23 protein-coding genes are annotated in these 23,086 nt (G+C 53.2%); 8 read left to right on the forward strand and 15 right to left on the reverse strand.

Annotated features, from left to right (window positions below; genetic code table 11):
• Positions 1 to 111 precede the first annotated feature (111 nt).
• The 3 genes from sbcD to araJ all read left to right on the forward strand — a co-directional run bounded on the left by sbcD (position 112) and on the right by araJ (position 5,817).
• Positions 112 to 1,314 (forward strand): exonuclease subunit SbcD, encoded by a 1,203-nt coding sequence (gene sbcD, locus OGW44_RS18915; RefSeq protein WP_016155845.1) that lies wholly within the window; start codon positions 112 to 114, stop codon positions 1,312 to 1,314.
• Positions 1,311 to 4,457 (forward strand): exonuclease subunit SbcC, encoded by a 3,147-nt coding sequence (gene sbcC / locus OGW44_RS18920; RefSeq protein ID WP_185654218.1) that lies wholly within the window; start codon positions 1,311 to 1,313, stop codon positions 4,455 to 4,457. Before sbcD ends, sbcC begins: the two co-directional genes overlap by 4 nt.
• Positions 4,458 to 4,644: 187 nt before the next feature.
• Entirely contained in the window at positions 4,645 to 5,817 is a 1,173-nt protein-coding gene (araJ, locus tag OGW44_RS18925) for an MFS transporter AraJ (protein ID WP_047416924.1), read from the forward strand.
• A gap of 27 nt (positions 5,818 to 5,844) precedes the next feature.
• On the opposite strand, the gene mak is transcribed toward araJ, so the two are convergent.
• Positions 5,845 to 6,753, reverse strand: coding sequence for a fructokinase (gene mak, locus OGW44_RS18930; RefSeq protein ID WP_016155842.1), 909 nt, complete (start codon positions 6,751 to 6,753; stop codon positions 5,845 to 5,847).
• 91 nt (positions 6,754 to 6,844) lie between these two features.
• On the opposite strand from mak, the gene rdgC reads away from it, so the two are divergent.
• Complete coding sequence (rdgC, locus tag OGW44_RS18935; protein WP_185654217.1) at positions 6,845 to 7,756, forward strand: recombination-associated protein RdgC; 912 nt, start codon at positions 6,845 to 6,847, stop codon at positions 7,754 to 7,756.
• Positions 7,757 to 7,806: 50 nt separating this feature from the next.
• Here rdgC and ppnP read toward each other — a convergent pair whose 3' ends face one another.
• The 5 genes from ppnP to OGW44_RS18960 form a co-directional block, all read right to left on the reverse strand.
• Positions 7,807 to 8,091 carry a pyrimidine/purine nucleoside phosphorylase gene (gene ppnP, locus OGW44_RS18940; RefSeq protein WP_016152010.1) on the reverse strand — a complete coding sequence of 95 codons (285 nt, stop codon included), beginning with the start codon at positions 8,089 to 8,091 and terminating at the stop codon, positions 7,807 to 7,809.
• Positions 8,092 to 8,162: 71 nt separating this feature from the next.
• Complete coding sequence (locus tag OGW44_RS18945) at positions 8,163 to 8,840, reverse strand: AroM family protein (protein WP_016155840.1); 678 nt, start codon at positions 8,838 to 8,840, stop codon at positions 8,163 to 8,165.
• Between the two features lie 247 nt (positions 8,841 to 9,087).
• On the reverse strand, positions 9,088 to 9,279 hold the full coding sequence (gene yaiA, locus OGW44_RS18950; RefSeq protein WP_016155839.1) for a protein YaiA: 192 nt from the start codon (positions 9,277 to 9,279) through the stop codon (positions 9,088 to 9,090).
• 26 nt (positions 9,280 to 9,305) lie between these two features.
• Positions 9,306 to 9,851: a shikimate kinase AroL gene (gene aroL / locus OGW44_RS18955; RefSeq protein WP_016155838.1), complete on the reverse strand. Its 546-nt coding sequence runs from the start codon at positions 9,849 to 9,851 to the stop codon at positions 9,306 to 9,308.
• A 185-nt stretch (positions 9,852 to 10,036) separates the two neighbouring features.
• Positions 10,037 to 10,492 carry a YaiI/YqxD family protein gene (locus OGW44_RS18960; RefSeq protein ID WP_016155837.1) on the reverse strand — a complete coding sequence of 152 codons (456 nt, stop codon included), beginning with the start codon at positions 10,490 to 10,492 and terminating at the stop codon, positions 10,037 to 10,039.
• Positions 10,493 to 10,640: 148 nt separating this feature from the next.
• Here OGW44_RS18960 and proC point away from each other — a divergent pair, with 148 nt between their 5' ends.
• Positions 10,641 to 11,450, forward strand: coding sequence for a pyrroline-5-carboxylate reductase (proC, locus tag OGW44_RS18965; RefSeq protein WP_016152005.1), 810 nt, complete (start codon positions 10,641 to 10,643; stop codon positions 11,448 to 11,450).
• A 17-nt stretch (positions 11,451 to 11,467) separates the two neighbouring features.
• Here proC and adrA read toward each other — a convergent pair whose 3' ends face one another.
• The 5 genes from adrA to OGW44_RS18990 all read right to left on the reverse strand — a co-directional run bounded on the left by adrA (position 11,468) and on the right by OGW44_RS18990 (position 16,301).
• Positions 11,468 to 12,583, reverse strand: coding sequence for a diguanylate cyclase AdrA (adrA, locus tag OGW44_RS18970; RefSeq protein ID WP_088583121.1), 1,116 nt, complete (start codon positions 12,581 to 12,583; stop codon positions 11,468 to 11,470).
• A 91-nt stretch (positions 12,584 to 12,674) separates the two neighbouring features.
• On the reverse strand, positions 12,675 to 12,995 hold the full coding sequence (gene psiF, locus OGW44_RS18975; protein WP_003830956.1) for a phosphate starvation-inducible protein PsiF: 321 nt from the start codon (positions 12,993 to 12,995) through the stop codon (positions 12,675 to 12,677).
• Between the two features lie 97 nt (positions 12,996 to 13,092).
• A complete protein-coding gene (gene phoA / locus OGW44_RS18980; RefSeq protein ID WP_019076143.1) occupies positions 13,093 to 14,508 on the reverse strand; it encodes an alkaline phosphatase in 1,416 nt (471 codons plus the stop codon).
• 104 nt (positions 14,509 to 14,612) lie between these two features.
• Positions 14,613 to 14,855, reverse strand: a complete 243-nt coding sequence (locus OGW44_RS18985) for a sigma-S stabilization anti-adapter protein IraP (protein ID WP_016152002.1) — start codon at positions 14,853 to 14,855, stop codon at positions 14,613 to 14,615.
• Between the two features lie 249 nt (positions 14,856 to 15,104).
• A complete protein-coding gene (locus tag OGW44_RS18990; RefSeq protein WP_153646518.1) occupies positions 15,105 to 16,301 on the reverse strand; it encodes a multidrug efflux MFS transporter in 1,197 nt (398 codons plus the stop codon).
• A 301-nt stretch (positions 16,302 to 16,602) separates the two neighbouring features.
• Between OGW44_RS18990 and ddlA the strand changes: the two genes are divergently transcribed.
• Complete coding sequence (ddlA, locus tag OGW44_RS18995; protein ID WP_103766482.1) at positions 16,603 to 17,697, forward strand: D-alanine--D-alanine ligase; 1,095 nt, start codon at positions 16,603 to 16,605, stop codon at positions 17,695 to 17,697.
• 25 nt (positions 17,698 to 17,722) lie between these two features.
• On the opposite strand, the gene OGW44_RS19000 is transcribed toward ddlA, so the two are convergent.
• A complete protein-coding gene (locus tag OGW44_RS19000; protein WP_019076140.1) occupies positions 17,723 to 17,944 on the reverse strand; it encodes a DUF2754 domain-containing protein in 222 nt (73 codons plus the stop codon).
• 264 nt (positions 17,945 to 18,208) lie between these two features.
• Here OGW44_RS19000 and OGW44_RS19005 point away from each other — a divergent pair, with 264 nt between their 5' ends.
• Positions 18,209 to 18,532: a DUF2755 family protein gene (locus OGW44_RS19005; protein WP_016151998.1), complete on the forward strand. Its 324-nt coding sequence runs from the start codon at positions 18,209 to 18,211 to the stop codon at positions 18,530 to 18,532.
• On the opposite strand, the gene OGW44_RS19010 is transcribed toward OGW44_RS19005, so the two are convergent.
• Both OGW44_RS19010 and sbmA read right to left on the reverse strand, forming a co-directional pair.
• Positions 18,517 to 19,620 (reverse strand): DUF1615 domain-containing protein, encoded by a 1,104-nt coding sequence (locus OGW44_RS19010; protein ID WP_047416936.1) that lies wholly within the window; start codon positions 19,618 to 19,620, stop codon positions 18,517 to 18,519. The genes OGW44_RS19005 and OGW44_RS19010 overlap by 16 nt on opposite strands.
• 16 nt (positions 19,621 to 19,636) lie before the next feature.
• Positions 19,637 to 20,857, reverse strand: coding sequence for a peptide antibiotic transporter SbmA (gene sbmA, locus OGW44_RS19015; protein ID WP_016155831.1), 1,221 nt, complete (start codon positions 20,855 to 20,857; stop codon positions 19,637 to 19,639).
• A 383-nt stretch (positions 20,858 to 21,240) separates the two neighbouring features.
• Between sbmA and ampH the strand changes: the two genes are divergently transcribed.
• Positions 21,241 to 22,398: a D-alanyl-D-alanine-carboxypeptidase/endopeptidase AmpH gene (gene ampH / locus OGW44_RS19020; protein WP_185654216.1), complete on the forward strand. Its 1,158-nt coding sequence runs from the start codon at positions 21,241 to 21,243 to the stop codon at positions 22,396 to 22,398.
• 1 nt (position 22,399) lies between these two features.
• On the opposite strand, the gene iprA is transcribed toward ampH, so the two are convergent.
• Positions 22,400 to 23,023, reverse strand: coding sequence for a hydrogen peroxide resistance inhibitor IprA (gene iprA / locus OGW44_RS19025; RefSeq protein WP_016155830.1), 624 nt, complete (start codon positions 23,021 to 23,023; stop codon positions 22,400 to 22,402).
• Between the last annotated feature and the right edge of the window lie 63 nt (positions 23,024 to 23,086).

A 23,086-nucleotide genomic window follows, 5' to 3' on the forward strand; every position in this document is an offset into this window, starting at 1 on the left:
AGATAGTCCAGGTTTAACGCAGCCCGGCGAATTATGACAGCCCGGAGACAAGATATTCCCACTCGTGAAGGGTTATAATCCCCGCCATTGTTTTACCGTCATGGAACTCTTATGCGCATCCTTCACACGTCTGACTGGCATCTGGGCCAAAATTTCTACAGCAAGAGCCGCGCCGCCGAGCATCAGGCCTTTCTCGACTGGCTGCTGGAAACGGCACAATCCCAGCAGGTGGATGCCATTATTGTGGCAGGCGACATTTTCGATACCGGCTCACCGCCTAGCTATGCCCGTGAGCTGTATAACCGTTTTGTCGTCAATCTGCAGCAAACCGGCTGTCATCTGGTGGTGCTGGCAGGCAACCACGACTCCGTCGCCACGCTCAATGAATCCCGCGATATTCTGGCGTTTCTCAACACAACGGTGATTGCCAGCGCTGGCCATGGGCCGCAGATACTGCCGCTACGCGACGGTACACCGGGGGCGATCCTGTGTCCGGTGCCTTTTTTACGTCCGCGCGACATCATCACCAGCCAGGCCGGGCTGACAGGACAAGAAAAACAGCAGCATTTACTGGGCGCAATCACCGATTATTATCAGCAGCAGTATCAGGATGCCTGCACGCTGCGCGGCGACCACAATCTTCCCATCATTGCGACCGGGCATTTGACCACCGTCGGAGCCAGTAAAAGCGACGCCGTACGTGACATTTATATCGGTACGCTGGACGCCTTCCCGGCGCAAAACTTCCCACCGGCAGACTACATCGCGCTGGGACATATTCACCGGGCGCAGGTTATCGGCGGCACGGAACATATTCGCTACTGCGGCTCGCCGATTGCCCTCAGTTTTGACGAGTGTGGCAAAAGCAAATGTGTACATCTGGTGAGCTTTGACGCGGGGAAACTCAGCGCCGTTGAAAATCTCACCGTGCCGGTTACGCAGCAGCTTGCGGTACTGAAAGGTGATTTAGCCGCCATTACTACCCAGCTTGAGCAGTGGCGCGGCGTGCAGCAAGAGCCACCGGTGTGGCTGGATATTGAAATCACCACCGACGACTACCTGCATGATATGCAACGTAAGATCCAGGCCTTAACCGAAGATTTACCGGTAGAAGTGCTACTGGTGCGCCGCAGTCGGGAACAGCGCGAACGCATTATGGCCAATGAACGACGTGAAACGTTAAGCGAGCTGAGCGTGGCAGAGGTTTTTGACCGCCGCCTGGCGCTGGAAGAACTCGAAGAACCGCAGCGTGAACGGCTTAACCAGCTGTTTAGCGCAACCTTACAAACGCTTGCCGGGGAGGCTGAAGCATGAAAATTCTCAGCCTGCGCCTGAAAAACCTCAACTCCCTGAAGGGAGAATGGAAAGTCGATTTTACGGCAGAACCGTTTGCCAGCAACGGGTTGTTCGCTATCACCGGGCCAACGGGCGCGGGGAAAACGACCCTGCTGGACGCAATTTGCCTTGCGCTGTACCACGAAACGCCGCGCCTGAATACCGTGTCACAGTCGCAAAACGACCTGATGACCCGCGACACCGCGGAGTGTCTGGCCGAGGTCGAGTTTGAGGTGCGGGGCGAAGCCTACCGCGCATTCTGGAGCCAGAACCGGGCACGCAATCAGCCGGAGGGCAATCTGCAGGTCCCTCGCGTAGAGCTGGCCCGCTGCTCCGACGGTAAAATCCTCGCCGATAAGGTCAAAGATAAGCTGGAGATGACCGCCGAGCTTACCGGGCTGGATTACGGACGTTTTACCCGTTCGATGCTGCTGTCTCAGGGGCAGTTTGCCGCATTTCTCAATGCCAAACCGAAAGAACGCGCCGAGCTGCTGGAAGAGCTGACCGGCACTGAGATCTACGGCCAAATCTCCGCCATGGTATTTGAAAAGCACAAATCAGCGCGTACGGAACTGGAAAAACTGCAGGCCCAGGCCAGCGGTGTTGCGCTGTTAGCGCCAGAACAGCTGCAATCTCTGACAGAAAGTTTGCAGGTACTTACTGACGAAGAAAAACAATACCTTACCAGCCAACAAGCCCAGCAGCAGCACCTCAACTGGCTCATGCGGCAAAATGAGCTACAGGCGGAGATAAACCGCCACCAGCAGGCATTACAGGCTGCACTTCAGGCGCAGGAAGAGGCGCAGCCGCAACTGGCGGCGCTGAGTCTGGCACTCCCGGCCAGAGCGTTACGCCCACACTGGGAGCGAATCCAGGAACAAACGGCTACGATTGACCGTACGCGACAGAAGATTCAGGAAGTGAATGCTCGCTTACAAAGCAGCTTAGCGCTGCGCGGACGTATTCGTCAGCAGGCACAAACGCAGTCAGCCGCTATGCTCGCCGGACAGCAAACGTTAACCGACTGGTTGAAGGAACATGACCGCTTCCGTTTGTGGAGTAGCGAACTGGCAGGATGGAAAGCGCTACTGGCCCAACAGTCCGACGCCAGCGCCCAACTGCGCCAGTGGCAGCAGTTGCGGGAGAACGACACGCGCAAGCTCGATGCGCTGGCGCTTCCCACGCTGACCCTTTCGGCACAACAGGTAACGGAAGCGCTGGCGCAACATGTGCAGCTTCGTCCGTTACGCCAGCGGCTGAGTAATCTGCACGGGCAAATCGCCCCGAAGCAAAAGCAACTGGCGCAGCTACGCGCCACGCTTGTGCAGCGTCAGCAGGAGCTGGCCCAGCGCAATGCGGTGCTTACAGAAAAGCGTCAGCGCTATAAAGATAAAAATCAGCAGCTTGCCGATGTGAGAATCATTTGCGAGCAGGAAGCCCGGATCAAAGATCTGGAAAGCCAGCGGGCACTATTGCAATCCGGCATGCCTTGCCCACTTTGCGGCTCCACCACGCACCCGGCGATTGAGCGCTATCAAACGCTCGAACTGAGTGTGAATCAGACACGGCGTGAAGCGCTGGAAAAAGAGGTCAAAACGCTGGCCGATGAGGGTTCAACGCTACGCGGTCAACTTGAGGCGATAACCCAGCAACTTCAGCGCGATGAACGCGAAGTACAAACGCTTTCTCAGGAAGAGCAAGCACTTACTCAAGAGTGGCAGACCGTCACCGCCAGCCTCAACGTGACGCTGCAACCGCAGGATGACATCGCCCCGTGGCTTGCCGCCCAGGAAGAGCACGAGCAGCAGCTTCACCAGTTGAGTCTGCGTCATACCCTGCAGGCGCAAATCACCGCACACACAGAGCAGATTACTCAGCTCCAGCAGCATATTGACCAGCGTCAGGCAACGTTAACCGCCGAGCTGGCCCGTCATGGTCTGTCCCTTCCGGCCGAGGGTGAAGTCGCCTCATGGCTGAGCGAGCGGGCGAACGAAGCGCAAATGTGGCAGCTGCGCCAGAACGAACTGACTGAATTACAGGCTCGAATCGCCCAGCTTGCGCCGGTGCTGGAAACGCTGCCTGAAACCGATGCGCTTGGTGAAAACATTGAGAATCTGTCGCTGGAAAACTGGCGGCAGGTGCACGACGATTGCCTCTCTTTACAGGGGCAGTGGCAAACCTTACAGCAGCAGGAGGCGCAGGAGGTTCAGCGCGCTGCAGAAATTCAGGCGCAGTTTGATACCGCATTGCAGGCCAGCATCTTTGCCGATCGCGACGCCTTTGTTGCCGCCCTGCTGGATGAAGAGACCTTTAACCGCCTTGAACAATTGAAGCAATCACTGGAAGGCCAGCGACAGCAGGCGCAAACGCTGCTTAATCAGGCGCAGCAGGCGCTGGCGACTCATCAACAACAGCTACCAACCGGGGTGGATCTCACGCTCACCGTGCAACATCTTCACGACGCGCTGGCGCAACTCACCCAGCAGCTACGGGAGAACACCACTCGTCAGGGCGAAATTCGCCAGCAGCTCAAGCAGGATGGAGAAAACCGCCAGCAGCAGCAGGCGCTGATGCTCGAGATTGCAAAAGTCGCACAGCAGGTCGAAGACTGGGGCTATCTGAACGCGCTGATCGGCTCGAAAGAGGGAGATAAATTCCGCAAGTTTGCCCAGGGGCTGACGCTGGATAATCTGGTCTGGCTTGCCAACAACCAGTTGACCCGTCTGCACGGTCGCTATCTGTTGCAGCGCAAGGCCAGCGAAGCGCTGGAGCTGGAAGTGGTTGATACCTGGCAGGCCGATGCCGTGCGTGACACGCGTACGCTTTCCGGCGGCGAGAGCTTCCTCGTGAGTCTGGCGCTGGCGCTGGCGTTGTCCGATCTGGTCAGCCACAAAACGCGAATTGACTCCCTGTTCCTCGACGAAGGTTTCGGCACGTTGGACAGCGAAACGCTGGATACCGCCCTGGATGCGCTCGATGCGCTCAACGCCACTGGCAAAACCATTGGTGTCATCAGCCACGTTGAAGCGATGAAAGAACGCATTCCGGTGCAGATCAAGGTCAAAAAAATCAACGGACTGGGCTACAGCAAACTCGATAAAATGTTTGCAGTTGATGCCTGATAGCATCTCAGTTCCTGGAGGCCGGATATGCGCCAGCGCTATCCGGCACGGCACATAGCACGATCGTGAATACACAAAGACGGATATGAAATGGCATTCCACTTCGCTTATCCGCAAGCTATCTCTATTGGCGGCGAACGTTCGCCGCTATGGCGCACATCGTGCGTCTTTCTTGTTGGCAGGTGGTATGAAAAAAGTCATTTTCTCTTTAGCTCTGGGGACATTTGGGCTGGGCATGGCCGAGTTTGGCATCATGGGTGTACTCACCGAGCTGGCGCGGGACGTGGGAATTTCCATCCCTGCCGCTGGCCATATGATTTCGTTTTACGCTTTTGGCGTGGTGCTGGGCGCACCTATTATTGCGCTCTTTTCCAACCGCTTTTCTCTCAAGCATATTCTGCTGTTTCTGGTCACGCTGTGCGTGATCGGCAACGCCATCTTCACCCTCTCCTCCTCATATTTAATGCTGGCGGTGGGCAGGCTGGTTTCCGGCTTTCCACACGGCGCTTTTTTTGGCGTTGGCGCGATTATCCTGTCGAAGCTGGCCCGTCCGGGAAAAGTCACCGCCGCCGTCGCGGGCATGGTTTCGGGTATGACCGTTGCTAATCTGATTGGCATTCCCATCGGCACCTGGCTGAGCCAGGAATTTAGCTGGCGCTACACGTTTCTGCTGATAGCCGTCTTTAATATCGCCGTGATGGTCTCGATAACTTTTTGGGTACCCAACATCAGCGATGAAGCAAAAGGGAAACTGCGCGAACAATTTCACTTTTTGAAAACCCCCGCCCCGTGGCTCATCTTTTCCGCCACCATGTTTGGTAACGCCGGGGTTTTCGCCTGGTTCAGCTACGTCAAACCGTACATGATGTTCATCTCCGGCTTTTCCGAAGCGCTGATGACCTTCATCATGATGCTGGTGGGATTGGGGATGGTGTTGGGAAATCTGCTGAGCGGTCGCCTTTCTGGCCGCTATACGCCGCTGCGTATTGCGGTAATAACCGACTTTGTAATTGTGCTGGCTCTGCTGCTGCTCTTTGCCTTTGGCGGGATCAAAGCCGCGTCGCTGATCTTCGCCTTTATTTGCTGCGCGGGCCTGTTTGCCCTGTCGGCGCCGCTGCAAATTTTGCTGCTGCAAAATGCTAAAGGGGGTGAGCTGCTGGGTGCGGCTGGGGGGCAAATTGCCTTTAATCTCGGCAGCGCGATTGGCGCCTGGTGCGGTGGTATGATGCTGACGCTGGGCTTTGCCTACAACTACGTGACGTTGCCGGCGGCGCTGCTGTCGTTTTCTGCGATGTCGTCGCTGCTGCTCTATGGTCGCCTGAAGCGCAGCGTATCCCGGATGACTCCCGCTGCCGGATAGCCTCTGCGCTACCCGGCAGCGCGAACATTACTCCTGCGGCCACAACCAGGCCGCGCCGCGCACGCCGCTGGAGTCACCGTGCAGCGCCTTGCGTAGAGGCGTTTCGCACTCGCCGCCAAAGACAAACTGTTTAATCAACGTTGGCACGTTTTGATACAGTCGGTCGACATTGCTCATTCCGCCGCCCAGCACGATTACGTCCGGATCGAGAATATTCACCACATGCGCCAGTGATTTCGCCAGACGCAGCTCGTACCGACTCAACGCCTGTTCCGCCTGGGCATCCCGGGCATTAACAAGACTGATAATTTCACTGCCCTTGAGCGACTTACCGCTCAGACGCTGGTAGTCGGTGGCAAAACCGGTTCCGGAAATGAAGGTTTCAATACAGCCTTGCTTGCCGCAATAGCAGGGCACTTCCTGCCGATAACGCAGTTCGTCTTCGTCCATCCACGGCAGCGGATTATGCCCCCACTCGCCCGCAGTACCGTTCCCGCCCGTGTGCGCTCGGCCGTTCAGCGCCACTCCAGCGCCACATCCTGTACCGATAATCACCGCAAACACGGTTTGCGCCCCCGCCGCTGCACCATCAACGGCTTCAGAAACCGCCAGGCAGTTGGCATCATTTGCCAGCCGCACTTCGCGATTCAGACGCGTACTCAGGTCTTTGTCAAAAGGTTGCCCGTTAAGCCAGGTCGAGTTGGCATTCTTCACCACTCCGGTGTAGGGCGAAATTGAACCGGGAATGCCCATCCCGACGGTTCCCGACTGCCCGGTAGCCTTTTCCGCCATCTCCACCAGCGCGGCGATGGTTTCTATCGTTTGCCGATAATCATCACGCGGCGTGGGCAGGCGATGGCGAAAAAGCTGTTCGCCTGCGTCGCCAAGCGCGATAACTTCCGTTTTCGTACCGCCTAAATCGATACCTATACGCACTGTTTGCTCCTCTTCACGATTAACAATGCAAGCATAGCGACAATTCGCTATCATGCCCGCTGGATTTAACGACAAGGCCGTGGAAATTATCATGCTGTGGTTCAAAAATTTAATGGTTTACCGTCTTAGCCGCGATGTTTCTTTGCGTGCCGAAGAGATGGAAAAACAGCTGGCATCAATGACGTTCACCCCTTGCGGTAGCCAGGATATGGCAAAAATGGGCTGGGTTCCGCCGATGGGATCGCACAGCGATGCATTAACGCATACCGCCAATGGCCAAATTATTATCTGCGCCCGCAAAGAAGAAAAAATTCTGCCGTCGCCGGTTATTAAACAGGCGCTGGGAGCCAAAATTTTCAAACTGGAAGCTGAGCAAGGTCGCAAACTCAAGAAGACCGAAAAAGACTCGCTGAAAGATGAAGTTCTGCACTCATTGCTGCCGCGCGCCTTTAGCCGTTTCAGCCAGACGATGATGTGGATCGATACCGTCAACGATCTGATTATGGTTGATTGCGCGAGTGCGAAGAAAGCCGAAGATACGCTGGCGCTGCTGCGTAAGAGTCTCGGTTCGCTGCCGGTCGTTCCGCTGACGATGGAAAACCCCATTGAGCTGACGCTGACCGAATGGGTTCGCTCCGGCACAACGGCACAGGGATTCCAGTTATTGGATGAAGCCGAACTAAAAGCGATCCTTGAAGACGGCGGCGTGATCCGCGCGAAAAAGCAGGATCTGGTCTGCGACGAAATCGCCGTGCATATCGAAGCGGGCAAACTGGTCACCAAACTGGCCCTCGACTGGCAGCAGCGCATTCAGTTCGTGATGTGTGACGACGGCTCTATTAAGCGTTTGAAGTTTAGCGACGAGCTGCGCGATCAGAACGAAGATATTGACCGCGAAGATTATGCTCAGCGTTTTGATGCCGATTTCATCCTGATGACGGGTGAACTGGCGGCGCTGATTAAAAGTCTGGTGGAAGGATTAGGCGGCGAAGCGCAACGTTAAGCCGTACTTACCGAATGGCGGCATAATGTCGCCATTCGTCATTTCTATGCTTACAGATAGCGGCAAAGATAGGATGTTGGCTCTGCCACCTGCAGATGAAACTCACTGTTGCCCGGTACGTTGAACACGTCCCCTGCGGCATACACCTTCCACTCAGTTTCCCCCGGCAGCAGCACGTTCAGTGCGCCGCTAACGACAGTCATCTCTTCAGGCGCCGCAGTACTAAAGGTATATTCGCCTTCAGCCATCACGCCAACACTGGCGCGGCCAGTACTGCTGCTGGTAAAACCGATCGATTTTACTTTGCCGGAAAAGTATTCATTACTTTGAAGCATACAACTGGCCCTATCTCGTGATTAAGTTGAGAACCAATATAGGGGGCTGACGTTCCACCTGTCACGCAAAATTACGCCAACAGCTCCGAAGCCAGTCGGGCAATCAACACATTAGACAGAAGAACCGGGACATCCAGCGATTTTTGCAGTAAATCGCGATGGCGTTGATTGAACCCCAGACAATCCAGCATGATCACATCCGCGCCTTGCTCCAGCAGTTCTTTCCCGGCATCAATCAATTGTTGTTCGGTACCTTCGATCGGATTCGCCACGGCATACACTGGTGGAGTTTGTAACACCTGCCATTTTTGCGTCTGGGCTTTGAGCAATTCGGTGACGGGGACAATAACCCCGACCTGATGCCCATCGACAATCGAGGCCACCAGCGGGGGGATAATACGTAACGGCTCCAGCAGAATGCTATTGCGGGCGGTCAGGCGAGCGATTGAGGCGGTACTCATCAGTAGGATCACGTCAAAGCCCTGGTTATCCAGCACCTCCACGATACTTTGCAGCGAGCGCTCTACCTTCTGGCGTGAGACATGCGCAAGTTGGTGGTCGCTGAGCAGCGTTAATAAAGGCTCGTCACCGGGCGAAACGCCGTACTCAGCCATCACATCTTCTCGCCGCATCTGTCCAAGCAGACTGTGGTGAGTAATGTGCTGTTCATCGATATATTCCGTCAGGAGCGGTAACACCTCACACATCGGCACCACGCCAATCGTGAGGATAGCCAACGACGCACTCATTTGTTGCTCCACCATCTTCTTACTTTGCTGTGAAATCCCGGGCAAGTGCCGGGCGCTGACCTGCGCTACAAATGCTCAAAAGCGTAGCAGCTGATCGGCGGTGTATTGTGTAAAGATTCCAAATCATTCCGGTACTGGATTGTTATTGCTTAATTTTCAATTTTAACGGTATACGGCGAAATTTAAGAAAATGTGATAAACGCCCGTCGTGGCACTTTTCAGACTCGTGCCAGGACGGTGCTTAATATCAGGTTTTATCGGGGTCTTCGTAGCGTTTTTTGGCATCCATGGCTTCCTGCGCAGAAGGATGCTCACTGATCAACGTATTCGGTTTAGGGTGATCGGCTCGAAGTTGATACCAGGTTACCGTCTGGCCTGGCGTCCCCTTTTCAACCGTAACAATGTTCGCTTGACGTGGGTAAGGTGGTTTTGTCGGCATAGTTCTTCCTTTTCACTGGATGAACATTAAGTATAGACACCGCCCTGTAACCGTGGCGCTGCCTGCGCCAGTATCTCAAGAATGTCTTCCACCACCTGCGCAGGTTTATGGGTGGCATCAACGATGTAGTGCGCAGCTTCACGGTACAGAACATCGCGCTGAGCGAGCACTTCCTGCACCTCTTCAGTCAGCGGCTTACCGGTTAAGGTTGGGCGCAATCCCTCTTCAGGCGTGGCCTCCAGACGATCAACCAGTACTGATACCGGTGCGCTTAAATAGATAACCACGCCGTGGCTGCGCATGTAATGACGATTAAATTCGGTAAGAATGATGCCGCCGCCGGTCGCAACAACCGTTGCCGGGGCTGTGACGGCCTGCAGAGCGCTCGTCTCCTGGGCACGAAACCCTTCCCATCCTTCCCTTTCGACGATCTCCGCCACGGTCATCTGCACGTGCGATTGCAACCAGCGATCGGTATCGACAAACTGGAAATCGATAGCCTTCGCCAGCGCCATACCGGTAGTTGTCTTACCACACCCCCGGGGGCCGACAAGATAAAGAGGTTGCGTCATTACAGAAATTCCCCAGGGAGCCGCGAGCGAGCGGGATCTGATGCGGTTAAAGATATAATCATATCACCAAACTAGTACATCGCCAAAACGTAAAGAAAAAATTACATACAGGGTAGAGATACCTATTAACTCCTACTATAACAAGAATTCACCATGAATAAAGTGTAAATAATAAATTACACGTTTTATTTTCTGCGCTGTACTTCCAGCCACCACTTATCAAGCTCAGCAGCAAAATGCTGCCTGTCTCGTGGTGAAAGGCTGTCCGGCCCGCCGGTCTGAATACCGCTGGCGCGTAGCGTATCCATAAAATCACGCATCATCAGACGCTCACGGATCGTGGCTTCGGTATAACGTTCACCGCGCGGATTAAGCGCCGCCGCACCTTTTTCAATGACTTCTGCCGCCAGCGGGATATCCGCTGTTATCACTAAATCACCGGCACTACACTGACGTACAATCTCGTTATCCGCCACGTCAAACCCGGCGGGAACACGTAATGTGCGGATAAACCGCGAAGACGGGACGCGCAAACTTTGGTTGGCTACCAAAATAAGCGGCATCTGCATGCGCTCAGAAGCGCGGTACAAAATATCTTTAATCACATTCGGACACGCATCGGCATCCACCCATATTGTCATAATTTCTCCCCACTGATGTGCAGTTGCACATTGTCGCGTGCTTTTACTTGCAGGCAAAGTGCTGTTTATCCTTCTGCACATATTCAATCCGCGCTAAGCTTAGCTTTCCCAGGTAAAACAATGAATATCACGCATAGGGAGTGACAAAATGGACAAGAAAATCGGTTTTATCGGCTGCGGTAATATGGGCAAAGCGATACTTGGCGGCATGATCGCCAGCGGCCAGGTTCTCCCCGGACAAATCTGGGTCTACACCCCTTCCCCCGATAAAGTCGCTGCATTGCACGACCAGTACGGTATTAATGCGGCGCAGTCTGCGCAAGAGGTCGCGCAAATCGCTGACATCGTTTTTGGGGCCGTAAAACCAGGCATCATGATTAAAGTGCTGAGCGAAATTACCTCCAGCCTGAACAAAGACTCCCTGGTCGTCTCGATTGCCGCTGGCGTCACCCTCGATCAGCTCGCCCGCGCGCTGGGCCATGACCGTAAAATCATTCGCGCGATGCCAAACACGCCGTCACTGGTGAATGCCGGAATGACCTCCGTCACACCGAACGCCTTAGTCACGCCAGAAGACACCGCCGACGTGCTGAATATCTTCCGCTGCTTTGGCGAAGCGGAAGTCATTGCGGAGGCAATGATTCATCCGGTCGTTGGCGTCAGTGGTTCAGCACCGGCCTATGTCTTTATGTTTATTGAAGCAATGGCGGACGCCGCCGTGCAGGGTGGCATGCCTCGCGCGCAAGCTTATAAATTCGCGGCGCAGGCAGTAATGGGGTCGGCAAAGATGGTGCTGGATACGGGTAAACATCCCGGAGAACTGAAGGATATGGTGTGCTCGCCTGGCGGAACCACCATTGAAGCGGTACGCGTCCTGGAAGAACGTGGTTTCCGTTCATCAGTGATTGAAGCGATGATTAAGTGCATGGAGCAGTCGGAAAAACTCAGCCGCTCCTGAGTTAACACCGCCGGACGTCAGGCCGCCGCCTCAGTGCGGTTACGTCCGGAATTCTTTGCTTTGTAGAGCGCCATATCCGCCGACTTTAACCATTCTCGATAATGCTCGGTTTCTGCGGTCAGCGGCGCAACGCCCACGCTGATCCGCAGAGCAACCTGCGGCGCGCAGGATAAACGCAGTTGGCCAAGTCGTTCGTGAACGCGAGACATCGCCGCAATCGCGCTGGTTGCCGGCGTGCCGCACATAATCACCGCAAACTCATCACCGCCAAAGCGCCCGATCACGTCGCTACCGCGTAAGGTCATCTGCAACTGGCGGGTCAGCGCGACAATCGCCTGATCCCCAACGTCATGACCCCAGGTATCATTAATGCTCTTAAAATGGTCGATATCGATAATCAGTAACGTGGCGTCACGCTGGTAGCGGCGGCAATTATCAAATTCATTACGCAGTAACAGTTCCCAATGGCGGCGGTTGTACACCCCAGTCATGCCATCTCGCGTACTCATCACCTGTAAACGGCGTTTATGTTCCGCCAGCTTGATGACCGTCTGGTAGCTGACCCAGGCAAACAGCAGCGGATAAATCACCAGCACCGGCAGCGTCAATAGCACGCTAAGTTGAGTACTGCTAAAAGCGACGGAGATATCGGTTAACTGTAACGTCACCAGGCATGAAACCATCATCAAAACGGCGCCTGCGATGAATATTCGCATCCCGCCTGCGCCCATCAGGTTGATGCAGATAATCATCAGCAGCGCCGTGGATGGCAACAGGTTTACGCCCATAATCCCTATCCACATACCGGCAAGAATGGCATCGGCTTTTAAGTTGGTAAATTCGCTATGCAGAGGATCGTCGGCTTTGCTGGCCAACTGCCAGGCCAAATGCGGCCAGACAAACGCCCATCCCACCAGTAATAGCCACCAGCCCCCGGTAATGGGCTGAGCAACTAATACCGACGCGATAGGGAAAAACATTCCCCCCAATCCCACCGCTCGCGGCAGCCTGATTCGTCGGGCGAATCGCAGACCGGAACGTTGGTGGTCATTTTGATGAAGCGATAAAAATGCTTCATTCGGGACGACCTTCTTTTGATAAAAGTTTTCATCATTCATTGTATTTGGGAATATTCTGAAACAAATTTCCCAAATTATAGGAAGGGGTCTGGTAGCGGAAGTATGATATTTCGGGTGAGCGATTTTACCTGCTCACCCGTAAGTGCTACGCAGATTTCTTCAGGCAAGCGCTCATAAATTTATTACGATCATCACCTTTCAGAGACTGCTCCGTCGCCTTAACGTTACATTCACGCATTTTTTGCTGCTGCGGCGTCAGGCTCTTTTCCTCCGGCGCAGATTTACTGTTTTTCAGGCAATCACTCATATATGTCTTACGCGCATCCCCTTTTAAGGTCTGCGCCGTTGCCTGCTGATTGCAGGTGGTCATACGCTGTTGTTGCGGGGTTAAAGTCTTCTCGGCAGCACCGACGGTAGTTAAAAAAATCAGACCAAAAAGCAGCGTCATTAATAATGTAATTTTCATAGCATCCTTCTTTTCTGAACGACAACACACAGGTAAGTTTGGCTGCTAACGATAAAAATACCACCCGGCGGCAAAAGTATTGCCGCCGGGCGTCGGGTTATTTCAGTCCTAACGCCGCTTTCATGGTGTAAAACAGGTCGGTTTGATCGGTCAGGCCGACCACATTCGCCGCATGCGGGCCATAGGCTGCAATTCGCAGTTGGCTGCCGGTGTGCTCCTGAGATTCCTCTTCAGAGTTGCCGTAGCTGATGACCATAACCGCGCCATCTTTGGTGTTCAGCGCCTGGGTCAGGCCTGGTGCTTTGGTATCCGGCGCGACAATCTGGCTGGCATGTGCGTGGTCAGCGGTTACCACCACCAGGGTGTTGCCATCTTTCTTCGCAAAGGCAAGCGCGCGCTGTACCGCTTCGTCCAGATCGACCGTTTCGCCAATCTGTCCGCACGGGTTGGCGGCGTGGTCCTGTTTATCGATTGACGCCCCTTCCACTTGCAGGAAGAAACCTTTCTCATTTTTGCTTAACAGCTCAATCGCTTTATCCGTCATCTGCGCCAGCGTTGGCACGCTGTCGTCACGCTTTGGATTTGGCGTACAGGTCACAACCGGCTTATCCAGATTGCCATGATAAGACGCTTTCGGACCTTCCCAGCGCACGGGCATATTGCCGTCAGAGAACAGGCCCAGCAGCGGTTTATCCTGATTAGCTTCGGTAATCGCCGCCAGCGTCGCGGTATCACTCACCATCTGATAACCGCGGGCCAGGGCTTGTTCACGCAACGTTTTACCCTGCCACTCGCCCGCCGCAGCGGTTTCCGCAAACGTTTTGGCCCCGCCGCCCAGCGTAACGTCAGCCCGGGCATTCAGTAATTGTTCGGTGATTGACCCTTTACCGCCTTTTTCCAGCGCATTGGTTGGGCATTTTTCACGTGTCACGCCTGGGCCATAGCACTTACGCGAAGTCACATGGGCAACCAGCGCCGCCGGAGTAGCATCCTGCAATTCAGCGGTAGAAACGTTGCCCGTCGCCAGCCCCGCCGCTTTTGCCATTTCAAGAATTGTGGCGTGATCTTTTTCATGAATATCAACGCCCAGCGCGCCATTATAGGTTTTCACACCGGTGGTCCACGCCGTCGCGGATGCCGCAGAATCCGTCACATAATCGGGTTTACCCGTTTTCTTATCCAACGCATAGTGCGTGTATTGTCCGGTCAACGGTAAAGCATCAATTCCTTTAAAAAAGCCGCCTGCGCCTTCGGCATAATTTCGCGCGGCCGTTATTTCTGAGTCACCCATCCCATCGCCAATCAATAAAATAATATTTTTGGCAGGTTTATCGCTCAGAGATTCGCGCAGAGCCGCCGTTTGATCGGCAGACAATCGGCGGGCGCCGCCCGGCGTGGTGATATCACCCTGAGCGGCACGATTATCCATAACCGCTATGGCAGAGGTTTCTGCATTAATAACCGGGGTAAACAGCAAAGGTAACAGGGCAATAGCGAGTGCGCTTTGTTTCACTTTATTTTCTCCATGTATAAATACGGTAAAATTAAAACAAAGCGACTATAAGTATTTGATGTGACACTTTTATGATAATTTGTGGATGACGCACCACGGATTACTCAAAACGCTTTTGGCACACTCTCGCCAGCGTTATGAACGTTGGTCAGAAACGCAGGCATACGGCCTTCTCCAGCCAAAGCCCCCTCAATTTGGCGAATAAATATTTGCCGATCGTTACACGTCATATTGCGCAGCATTTCGATGATTACCTGCTCCAGCGTTTCAACCTGCGCCGTCAGTTCTTGCGACTCTTCTTCTTTTTGGGCGAGCTTAAGTAACAACTCAGTAACGAGATTTTTCATTTACGTATTCCCTTAACCAAATATAGGCCACGTTATCATTAAGACTCACAACTGCCTAGTGGATGAAAGTTGTATTTTCATAAGAAATAAAACGTTTTGCGAAAACAATCACAACACAAAATAAGGGAGAAGGAGTCTTAGCGCAGAATTATTCCATATAAAAGGGTAAGGGGATTAATAATCACCTGGATATATAAATGCATAATGATGGATTAACAACGCTGACGGGCAGCGTTGTTAATCAGGTACTCAGCGTGCGCAGCGCCGACGTCGCAACGCGATAGCCAGTTGCCAGATGTTGATAAGCACAATGCACGCCGTGGCAATAAACACCCAGCGAAAGCCCGCCATTGCCGAAACCGTTGCCCCCATTAATGGCCCGGCTACGTTGCCGAGGTACATAAATGACTGGTTATAACCAAAAATGCGCCCGGTTATCTGGTCGCTGGAGTATTTCACCAGCAGCGTCTGCACCGCGGGCAACATCGCGCCGTCGGCAAAGCCGAGCAGAAAACGTAAGACCCCCAACTGCAACGGCGTAGTGACCCATGACATGGCGAAAAACAACACGACGGCGAAGATTAACGTGGCCATTAAAATCCGCTCGGTCCCAATACGATCGCCTAATTTACCTAGCCGGGGCGCAGAAATCAGCGCCGAGATGCCCGGAACCGAAGCAATCAGCCCGCTGAGAAAGGCAATATTAGAGCTGTCTGGGACCATTGATTTAATAAACAGCGCCAGAATCGGCCCAATTGAGCCGTTACATAACTGGATCACCATCGTAGTAAAAAACAGGCTGATCACCAGCGCCGGATAAGGCAGCGAGGCAAAGACGGCCTTCCCGCTCAGGCGTTCGCTTTTTTTGATTGTCGGGCGCACACCTTCTTTGATTAAGAACAGCGTGACCAGAAAACTCACTACCAGCAAAGCCGCGGTAATACAGAATACCGCCCGTAAGCCAACGTGGTCGGCAATAAAGCCCCCCATCAGTGGTCCGCCAATAACGCCGCTAATTTGCGCCGTCGAGAGCGTACTCAGCGCCCACCCGCTGCGTTCGCGCGGAACCTGTGAGGCTACCAGCGCCATCGCATTGGGAATATAGCCAGACGTTAACCCCATGACCCCACGCAGCAGAAAAAGCTGCCAAACGTTAGTGGCAAAGGCCTGCAGTAAAATCGCAATCGCCATACCCAAAGAGGCCCGCAGCAGCATCAGCTTGCGTCCTTTACGGTCGGCTAAACTCCCCCACATCGGAGAGACGATGGCTGAAATCAGGAAGGTGACGCTAAACGTTAAGCCAGACCACATTGAGAGTGCTTCATGGGAGCTTACCCCCAGTTGGGAGATATAGAGCGGTAAAAAAGGCAGGATTTGGCTGATTGCCAGGCCGGTGAAAAAGCAACCGAACCATACGGAAATGAGGTTGACTCTCCAGGATTCCATAGGGACTCATAACGATAAGTAGCTGAAAACTGCGAGCAGCTTAACAAATTACTTAGCCAAATAAGGGTCCACAGGTGCGATATATCACAGTTTAGGATTTTATCTTCCCGCTCATCATATTTGTGATATACCTCACATCAACCCCACAATATCAGCAGGGGTTTATGCTCCGCGTCCGTTCTGCGCGTTTGCGCTTATCTGTTCCTCTGTTGCCCACCAAAACAATCTGCCAGAAGCCGAGGAAACCTGCGTTTTGTCGTGGTAATGTATGTGCTTTGCATTCATGGAATGGGTTTTTAAGATGGCAAAGTTGCGGGTAGGAATCGTATTTGGTGGTAAATCAGCGGAACATGAAGTGTCATTGCAATCGGCAAAAAATATTGTCGATGCCATCGACAAGACTCGCTTTGACGTTGTGCTGTTAGGTATTGATAAGCAAGGGCAATGGCACATTAGCGATGCCAGTAACTATCTGCTCAATTCAGATGATCCAGCGCATATTGCGCTGCGTCCTTCCGCGACCAGCCTGGCTCAGGTCCCGGGTAAACAAGAGCACCAGTTGATCGATGCGCAAAACGGTCAGCCACTGCCAACGGTCGATGTTATTTTCCCGATCGTACACGGCACGTTGGGTGAAGATGGCTCTCTGCAGGGTATGCTGCGCGTGGCGAATCTGCCGTTCGTCGGTTCTGATGTCCTGGGTTCTGCGGCCTGTATGGATAAAGACGTGACCAAACGTCTACTGCGCGATGCCGGATTAAACATTGCGCCATTTATTACGCTCACTCGCGCCAATCGCAACCGCATCAGCTTTGCCGAGGTGGAATCCCGTCTTGGCCTGCCGCTGTTTGTGAAACCAGCCAACCAGGGCTCGTCCGTTGGCGTCAGTAAAGTGACCAGCGAAGCGCAATACGATCAGGCCGTCGCGCTGGCATTTGAATTCGACCATAAAGTCGTGGTGGAACAAGGGATCAAGGGCCGCGAGATCGAATGCGCGGTGCTGGGCAACGATCAACCGCAGGCCAGTACCTGTGGCGAGATCGTGCTGAACAGTGATTTTTACGCTTACGACACCAAATACATTGACGATAACGGTGCCAAAGTGGTTGTTCCGGCAGCGATCGCACCGGAAGTTAACGATAAGATCCGCGACATTGCTATTCAGGCCTATCAGGCGCTGGGCTGCGCCGGTATGGCGCGCGTGGACGTTTTCTTAACCGCAGAGAACGATGTTGTGATCAATGAGATCAACACGCTGCCGGGCTTTACCAACATCAGCATGTATCCAAAATTGTGGCAGGCGAGCGGCTTAGGCTATACCGATTTGATCACTCGCCTGATCGAACTGGCGCTGGAACGTCATGCGGCGGATAGCGCGTTGAAAACCAGTATGTAAACCCGCCTGGATGCCTGATCGATAGCTATTGGGCATCCTTTGCTTCTTCTTCATCTTCCACGCGGCGACGGATAATTAATCCGGCCAGCCAAAAGCTAATCACCCACGTCACCAACCCCACCGCATAGGTCTGCCATCCCTGCGCTTCAAAACCCAGTAAGCCCACCACCCCGTTCAGAATAAAGATAAGCCCAATAGCGAAGGCATAGTAGTGCCAGTCTCGGCGGATTTTAACAGGCAGGTTCATAACAGCTCCGGTGGAAATACAACGTGAAAGCGCATCCTCGCACATTTCCTCATAGACGTCTGTGGCCTGTGCGGAATTTCTGAAATGTAACTTGATTTCACTTAAGGTTACGTAATTGTGACAACCAGCAAAAAACCGAGATCCAGGAATAATCTCTACCTGAAATTACCATCATTCTGATATTGACATTGCCGATCACCTGTCAGACTCACTGTCAGTTCCAGGCATCACGTCAAAAAAAGCAGGTTATTTCCGGAGGTCTTTATGGCTGATTTTACGCTCTCAAAATCCCTGTTTAAGGGCAAGCATCGGGATACCTCCTCCCTGCCCGGCAACATTGCGTATGCCGTATTTGTGCTGTTTTGCTTTTGGGCAGGCGCGCAGGTTTTAAATCTGTTGGCCCACGCTCCCGGCATCTATGAACAGCTGATGCAGTTGCAAATGCAAGAGACAGGACGCCCACGAGTTGAAATTGGCTTAGGCGTCGGTACCCTTTTTGGGCTGGTCCCTTTCCTTGCCGGAAGTCTGATTCTTGGCGCCATCGCGGCATTCGTGCGCTGGCGCCGCCGTCATCATAATGATGACTGACCCATACATTTCGCCCGACGATCGTCCACGCGTTTCGCAAACCACGCGGTAGTCAGATTACGTGTAATCTTCGGGCTTTCCAGCTGAATGCCTGGCAGCATTTCACGGGGTAGCGCTTTCCCAGTCTTCGCTTCCGCCAGCTTATAGACCTTCTCGTACAGAGTGGTATCTTCAAAAGCCAGACTGTCACCTTTTTGCAGTTGACGGTGGATCTCACTCTCGCTCATCCCCAGCTTCCCGGCCAGTTTACGTACCGCCAGCTCGGTTTTGCCCGGCTCGCTGCTGCCATAGAGAATCAAGTCACCATCCATCGCCAGCTTCACTCCGCTGGCTTTACTGACCGCATTCTGGAAAGCCGCATTGCGGCTGGCATACCATCCCGCATTGAAATCAGCGAAACGGAAGATTGGCGCGCTGTAATTCGCCGGGTAGTTAAGCAGATGATACGTACCGAACCACAGCCCACCGCGGCGGCTGAACACTTCCTGACGTACTGTTCCCGCCATTTTCCACGGATACCCGTCGGCGTGCTGCTCGGCAAACGCGATACTGACCTGCATTGGCCCACCGGTATGTACCGGATTAAGCGAACCAAACAGCGTCTGCCCCATCGGTACCATATTGATAAAATCATCAAAAATGGCGCTAAGCTGTTTTTCCGTTTTCACCGTATCCAGACGCTCGCTGTAGCTTTTCCCCGTTGGCGAGTTAATCTTCAGTGCGGTATGCACCACAAACTGCGGGATATGCATACGCTCGGCGCGCCGGTCGATCTCTTTCCAGGCGATTTTACTTAAGTTTGGAACGGCCGGATCCGCCTGATAGTTTGACTCCTGTTGCGCGACCGCCAGCACCGAACAGATATTTTCAACCGTCGGCGCCAGCTTCTGGCTTTCAAACGTCTTCGCTAAATCCTGCGCCCATGCGTCCCGGTCTTTCACGCTGGCGGGCATTTTCTGGCGCACCACGCTCGCCACATCGACGGCTTTCTCCCCTTTTTTTAGCGGCTGCGCGGGTTGGCTACTACATCCCACCAGCACCAGAGCGGCCAGACCGGACAAGGGGTAAAGACGGGAAACCGTCGACATAACATCTCCTTTTTTATTAACTAAGCGTATGGGTAACTTCCTGAATATCCTGACCATCAAGCTCACGTTCAAAGCTGCGCAGACGCTTATAAATAGACATCAGTTCTACTAACGTTGTCCAGGAGTTAATCAAATACTGGAACGAGCCTCGCACCTGGCCAAACACGTTGGTGATTTGCGTCATCAGGCCGAGCGTAATCGTACCGGCAACAATCGACGGGAACAGCAGGAACAAGCCGAAAACGTTATCAACCTGCAGGTATAGAATACGGGCGATATTGAAGTACATATAGTGAAAATAGAGGCGGAAGTAGTTCTGGCGCACCGCATGGAACAGTTCACGCACCGTCGGCGGGGTCGCACGATTAGCGTCATCTTCACCGTACACCAGTTCTTTACGGTAGGCCGCTTCCACGCGCTGGTTTTTAAACTCCAGCCCCGGAAGTTTGATGCCGACTACCGCCAGCAAGCCGGTTCCCATCAGCGACCAGACAATCGCGGCAATCACCAGGCCATAAGGAACATGTCCAACAATTGGCAGGTCCGGCACATGAGCTGAGAGTGTGACCAGGACAGGTAAGAAGGCAATCAGCGTCATAATCGCATTGATAAAGCTGACCCCCATATCTTCAAGCGTGGAGGCAAAACGCATGGTATCTTCCTGCACACGCTGCGCCGCGCCTTCGATATGACGCAGATGCTGCCAGTGCGCCATATAGTGTTCGTTCATTGCGGTACGCCAGCGGAATACATAGTGGCTGACGAAGAAGTTGTTCATCACCCCAATGACCACGGCAATCAGCGCAATGCCAAGAAAGATGCCTACTTCATGATAGAACTGCTCAATCTTCACCTTATGCGGCGCACTCAACGCGGATTGAATCAGATCATAGAATGGCGCATACCAGGCGTTGACGGCGACACCAACTTCAACCAGAAACCAGGTCACGAAAATAATCAGCGACGTGCCCAGTATGGACCAGTACTGCCAGCGGTGCGGGCTATAGATAAACCAGAACAGCGCGAACACACCAACACAAAGAATGTAATACGCATAAAAAATCAGGTAATCCAGTGACCAGAATCGGGCCGCGCTAATCGGTACGTCTCCCGACGCGCCGGTAATATGTGCAACCCAGGCTCCCCCACCTCCTTGCCAGAATACAACGGCGACCAGTGCCCAAATAAATGCCGAAATAAAGAACGGCCCCGGCTTTGGGAAAAAAGACTTAAACATAGTGCTCTCCTGCTAACTTCTTATCGTTATGACGACTGCTGTGTATTTGCCACCGTGGAGTGCGGCGGCCAGACGGCTTACGCCCAAAAACACAAGCTGAAACCGACAAGTGTGACCAAAACCGCGGCACTTAGTTCGCACCCGGGTATGAAGAATTGTTTCTGTGATTTTCACACTCGACAACGTTCCAGCAAGTGCAGATTATCACAGCGTGAGATCACAAAAGCGAACATCCGTAATCCGGGAAACGCTCGCGTTTACTCATCGTTACGTTTTTCACACTATCATTGGCTGATAAGCGCTTTGCAATACGCCGATGAGTAGTATAAATACGCATACGCACGACATCCTTTTTCACTTTCTCTAACTCATGGACACCACCGTTGAAACGTAGTCTGCTTTTTTCTGCCGCGCTGTGTGCGGCGTCATTGACATCTGTCCAGGCGGCACAGCCTATAACCGATCCGGTCTTCGCCTCTGATATCGTCGATCGTTATGCCGACCATATATTTTACGGCAGTGGTGCTACGGGGATGGCGCTCGTGGTGATTGATGGTAACCAGCGCGTATTTCGCAGCTTCGGCGAAACACGCCCTGGCAATAACGTTCATCCGCAGCTGGATTCCGTTATTCGAATTGCCTCTATTACTAAATTAATGACCAGCGAAATGCTGGTGAAATTACTCGATCAGGGTACGGTTAAACTCAACGATCCATTGAGCAAATATGCGCCGCCTGGTGTGCGCGTGCCGACTTATCAGGGCACGCCGATTACGCTGGTGAATCTGGCGACGCATACCAGCGCGCTACCGCGCGAACAGCCTGGCGGCGCGGCGAAGCGCCCGGTATTTGTCTGGCCAACCCGTGAACAGCGTTGGAGCTATCTCTCAACCGCCACGCTTAAAGCCGCACCGGGCTCGCAGGCTTCTTATTCCAACCTGGCGTTTGACCTGCTGGCTGATGCGCTGGGAACCGCATCCGGAAAGCCTTATCCGCAGCTGTTTGAAGAAAAAATAACCCGTCCGCTGGGGATGAAAGACACCACCTTTACCCCATCCCCCGATCAATGCAGACGCCTGATGGTCGCGGAAAAAGGCGCCAGTCCTTGCAACAATACCCTGGCGGCGATGGGCAGCGGCGGTGTTTATTCAACGCCCGGCGATATGATGCGCTGGATGCAGCAGTATCTCTCATCTGATTTTTACCATCGTAGCCAGCAGGCCGACCGTATGCAGACGCTGATTTATCAGCGTACGCAGTTAACCAAAGTGATAGGGATGGATGTTCCGGGTAGAGCCGATGCGCTGGGTTTGGGCTGGGTCTATATGGCGCCGAAAAATGGGCGACCGGGAATTATTCAAAAAACCGGTGGCGGCGGCGGCTTCATTACCTATATGGCGATGATCCCGCAGCAAAACGTCGGGGCATTTATCGTGGTGACCCGCTCTCCGCTAACCCGCTTTACCAATATGAGCGACGGTATCAACGATCTGGTTGCAGAGCTGAGCGGGAACAAACCGCAGGTTATTCCTGCATCCTGACTTAATACTCAAAAGGCAAACGGTTAATGCTCACCAGTTTGCCTTTATTCATTTCAATGTAACCACCTTTACGCAATGCCGCGAGAACCTCAGCGACAACTGAGCGTGAAATTCGCGTGCGTTGGTGAATATAGTTCATGACGCCGATACGCGAACGCAGTACGTCGTCCCATTTCATCATGGATATCAGCGTCGCGCGGATCTGATCGTAGGAGTTATTGCCGATCAGCTGCAGATCGCGCAACTCAAACATGGAGTTTTGCCATGCCAACCAGCAAAAGGCTTCACGCCAAAGCTGGCATTGTTCAATTATATTTATCGTTTGCGAAGCAGGCAGGTGGTATCCCGTACAATTACTTTCGGTTATTAATTTGTATTGTACATCTGTTTTCATCACGCCATCAGAAAGGCCCATAATAAAAGGCGCCTGTGCAATCCCGACCAGTACGCATTCCCCTCTACGCAAGGAAACAACACCACTTAAAATAACGAAAGTATCATCACTATTAATATCACCGGAATAAATTATTTCTTTTTCGTTCCCACACTCAAAGTGTTTACCATATTTCGCCAAACATTTATCAAGCTTACCAAACTCAAGAAGAGGTTTATTTGAAGATAGCATGTGCGCATTCCTTGCAATAAATGCCCGTCAAATCCGTGACGGGCATTATTCTAAATTAAATTA

Source organism: Citrobacter sp. Cb023 (assembly GCF_030336805.1).
In the GTDB taxonomy this organism is placed as follows: domain Bacteria; phylum Pseudomonadota; class Gammaproteobacteria; order Enterobacterales; family Enterobacteriaceae; genus Citrobacter; species Citrobacter braakii.

Coding starts and splice junctions, on each gene's coding strand:
- sbcD (WP_016155845.1), top strand. CDS start 112: ATGCGCATCCTTCACACGTCTGACTGGCATCTGGGCCAAAATTTCTAC.
- sbcC (WP_185654218.1), top strand. CDS start 1,311: ATGAAAATTCTCAGCCTGCGCCTGAAAAACCTCAACTCCCTGAAGGGA.
- araJ (WP_047416924.1), top strand. CDS start 4,645: ATGAAAAAAGTCATTTTCTCTTTAGCTCTGGGGACATTTGGGCTGGGC.
- rdgC (WP_185654217.1), top strand. CDS start 6,845: ATGCTGTGGTTCAAAAATTTAATGGTTTACCGTCTTAGCCGCGATGTT.
- ppnP (WP_016152010.1), bottom strand. CDS start 8,091: ATGCTTCAAAGTAATGAATACTTTTCCGGCAAAGTAAAATCGATCGGT.
- OGW44_RS18945 (WP_016155840.1), bottom strand. CDS start 8,840: ATGAGTGCGTCGTTGGCTATCCTCACGATTGGCGTGGTGCCGATGTGT.
- yaiA (WP_016155839.1), bottom strand. CDS start 9,279: ATGCCGACAAAACCACCTTACCCACGTCAAGCGAACATTGTTACGGTT.
- aroL (WP_016155838.1), bottom strand. CDS start 9,851: ATGACGCAACCTCTTTATCTTGTCGGCCCCCGGGGGTGTGGTAAGACA.
- OGW44_RS18960 (WP_016155837.1), bottom strand. CDS start 10,492: ATGACAATATGGGTGGATGCCGATGCGTGTCCGAATGTGATTAAAGAT.
- proC (WP_016152005.1), top strand. CDS start 10,641: ATGGACAAGAAAATCGGTTTTATCGGCTGCGGTAATATGGGCAAAGCG.
- psiF (WP_003830956.1), bottom strand. CDS start 12,995: ATGAAAATTACATTATTAATGACGCTGCTTTTTGGTCTGATTTTTTTA.
- OGW44_RS18985 (WP_016152002.1), bottom strand. CDS start 14,855: ATGAAAAATCTCGTTACTGAGTTGTTACTTAAGCTCGCCCAAAAAGAA.
- OGW44_RS18990 (WP_153646518.1), bottom strand. CDS start 16,301: ATGGAATCCTGGAGAGTCAACCTCATTTCCGTATGGTTCGGTTGCTTT.
- ddlA (WP_103766482.1), top strand. CDS start 16,603: ATGGCAAAGTTGCGGGTAGGAATCGTATTTGGTGGTAAATCAGCGGAA.
- OGW44_RS19000 (WP_019076140.1), bottom strand. CDS start 17,944: ATGAACCTGCCTGTTAAAATCCGCCGAGACTGGCACTACTATGCCTTC.
- OGW44_RS19005 (WP_016151998.1), top strand. CDS start 18,209: ATGGCTGATTTTACGCTCTCAAAATCCCTGTTTAAGGGCAAGCATCGG.
- OGW44_RS19010 (WP_047416936.1), bottom strand. CDS start 19,620: ATGTCGACGGTTTCCCGTCTTTACCCCTTGTCCGGTCTGGCCGCTCTG.
- sbmA (WP_016155831.1), bottom strand. CDS start 20,857: ATGTTTAAGTCTTTTTTCCCAAAGCCGGGGCCGTTCTTTATTTCGGCA.
- iprA (WP_016155830.1), bottom strand. CDS start 23,023: ATGCTATCTTCAAATAAACCTCTTCTTGAGTTTGGTAAGCTTGATAAA.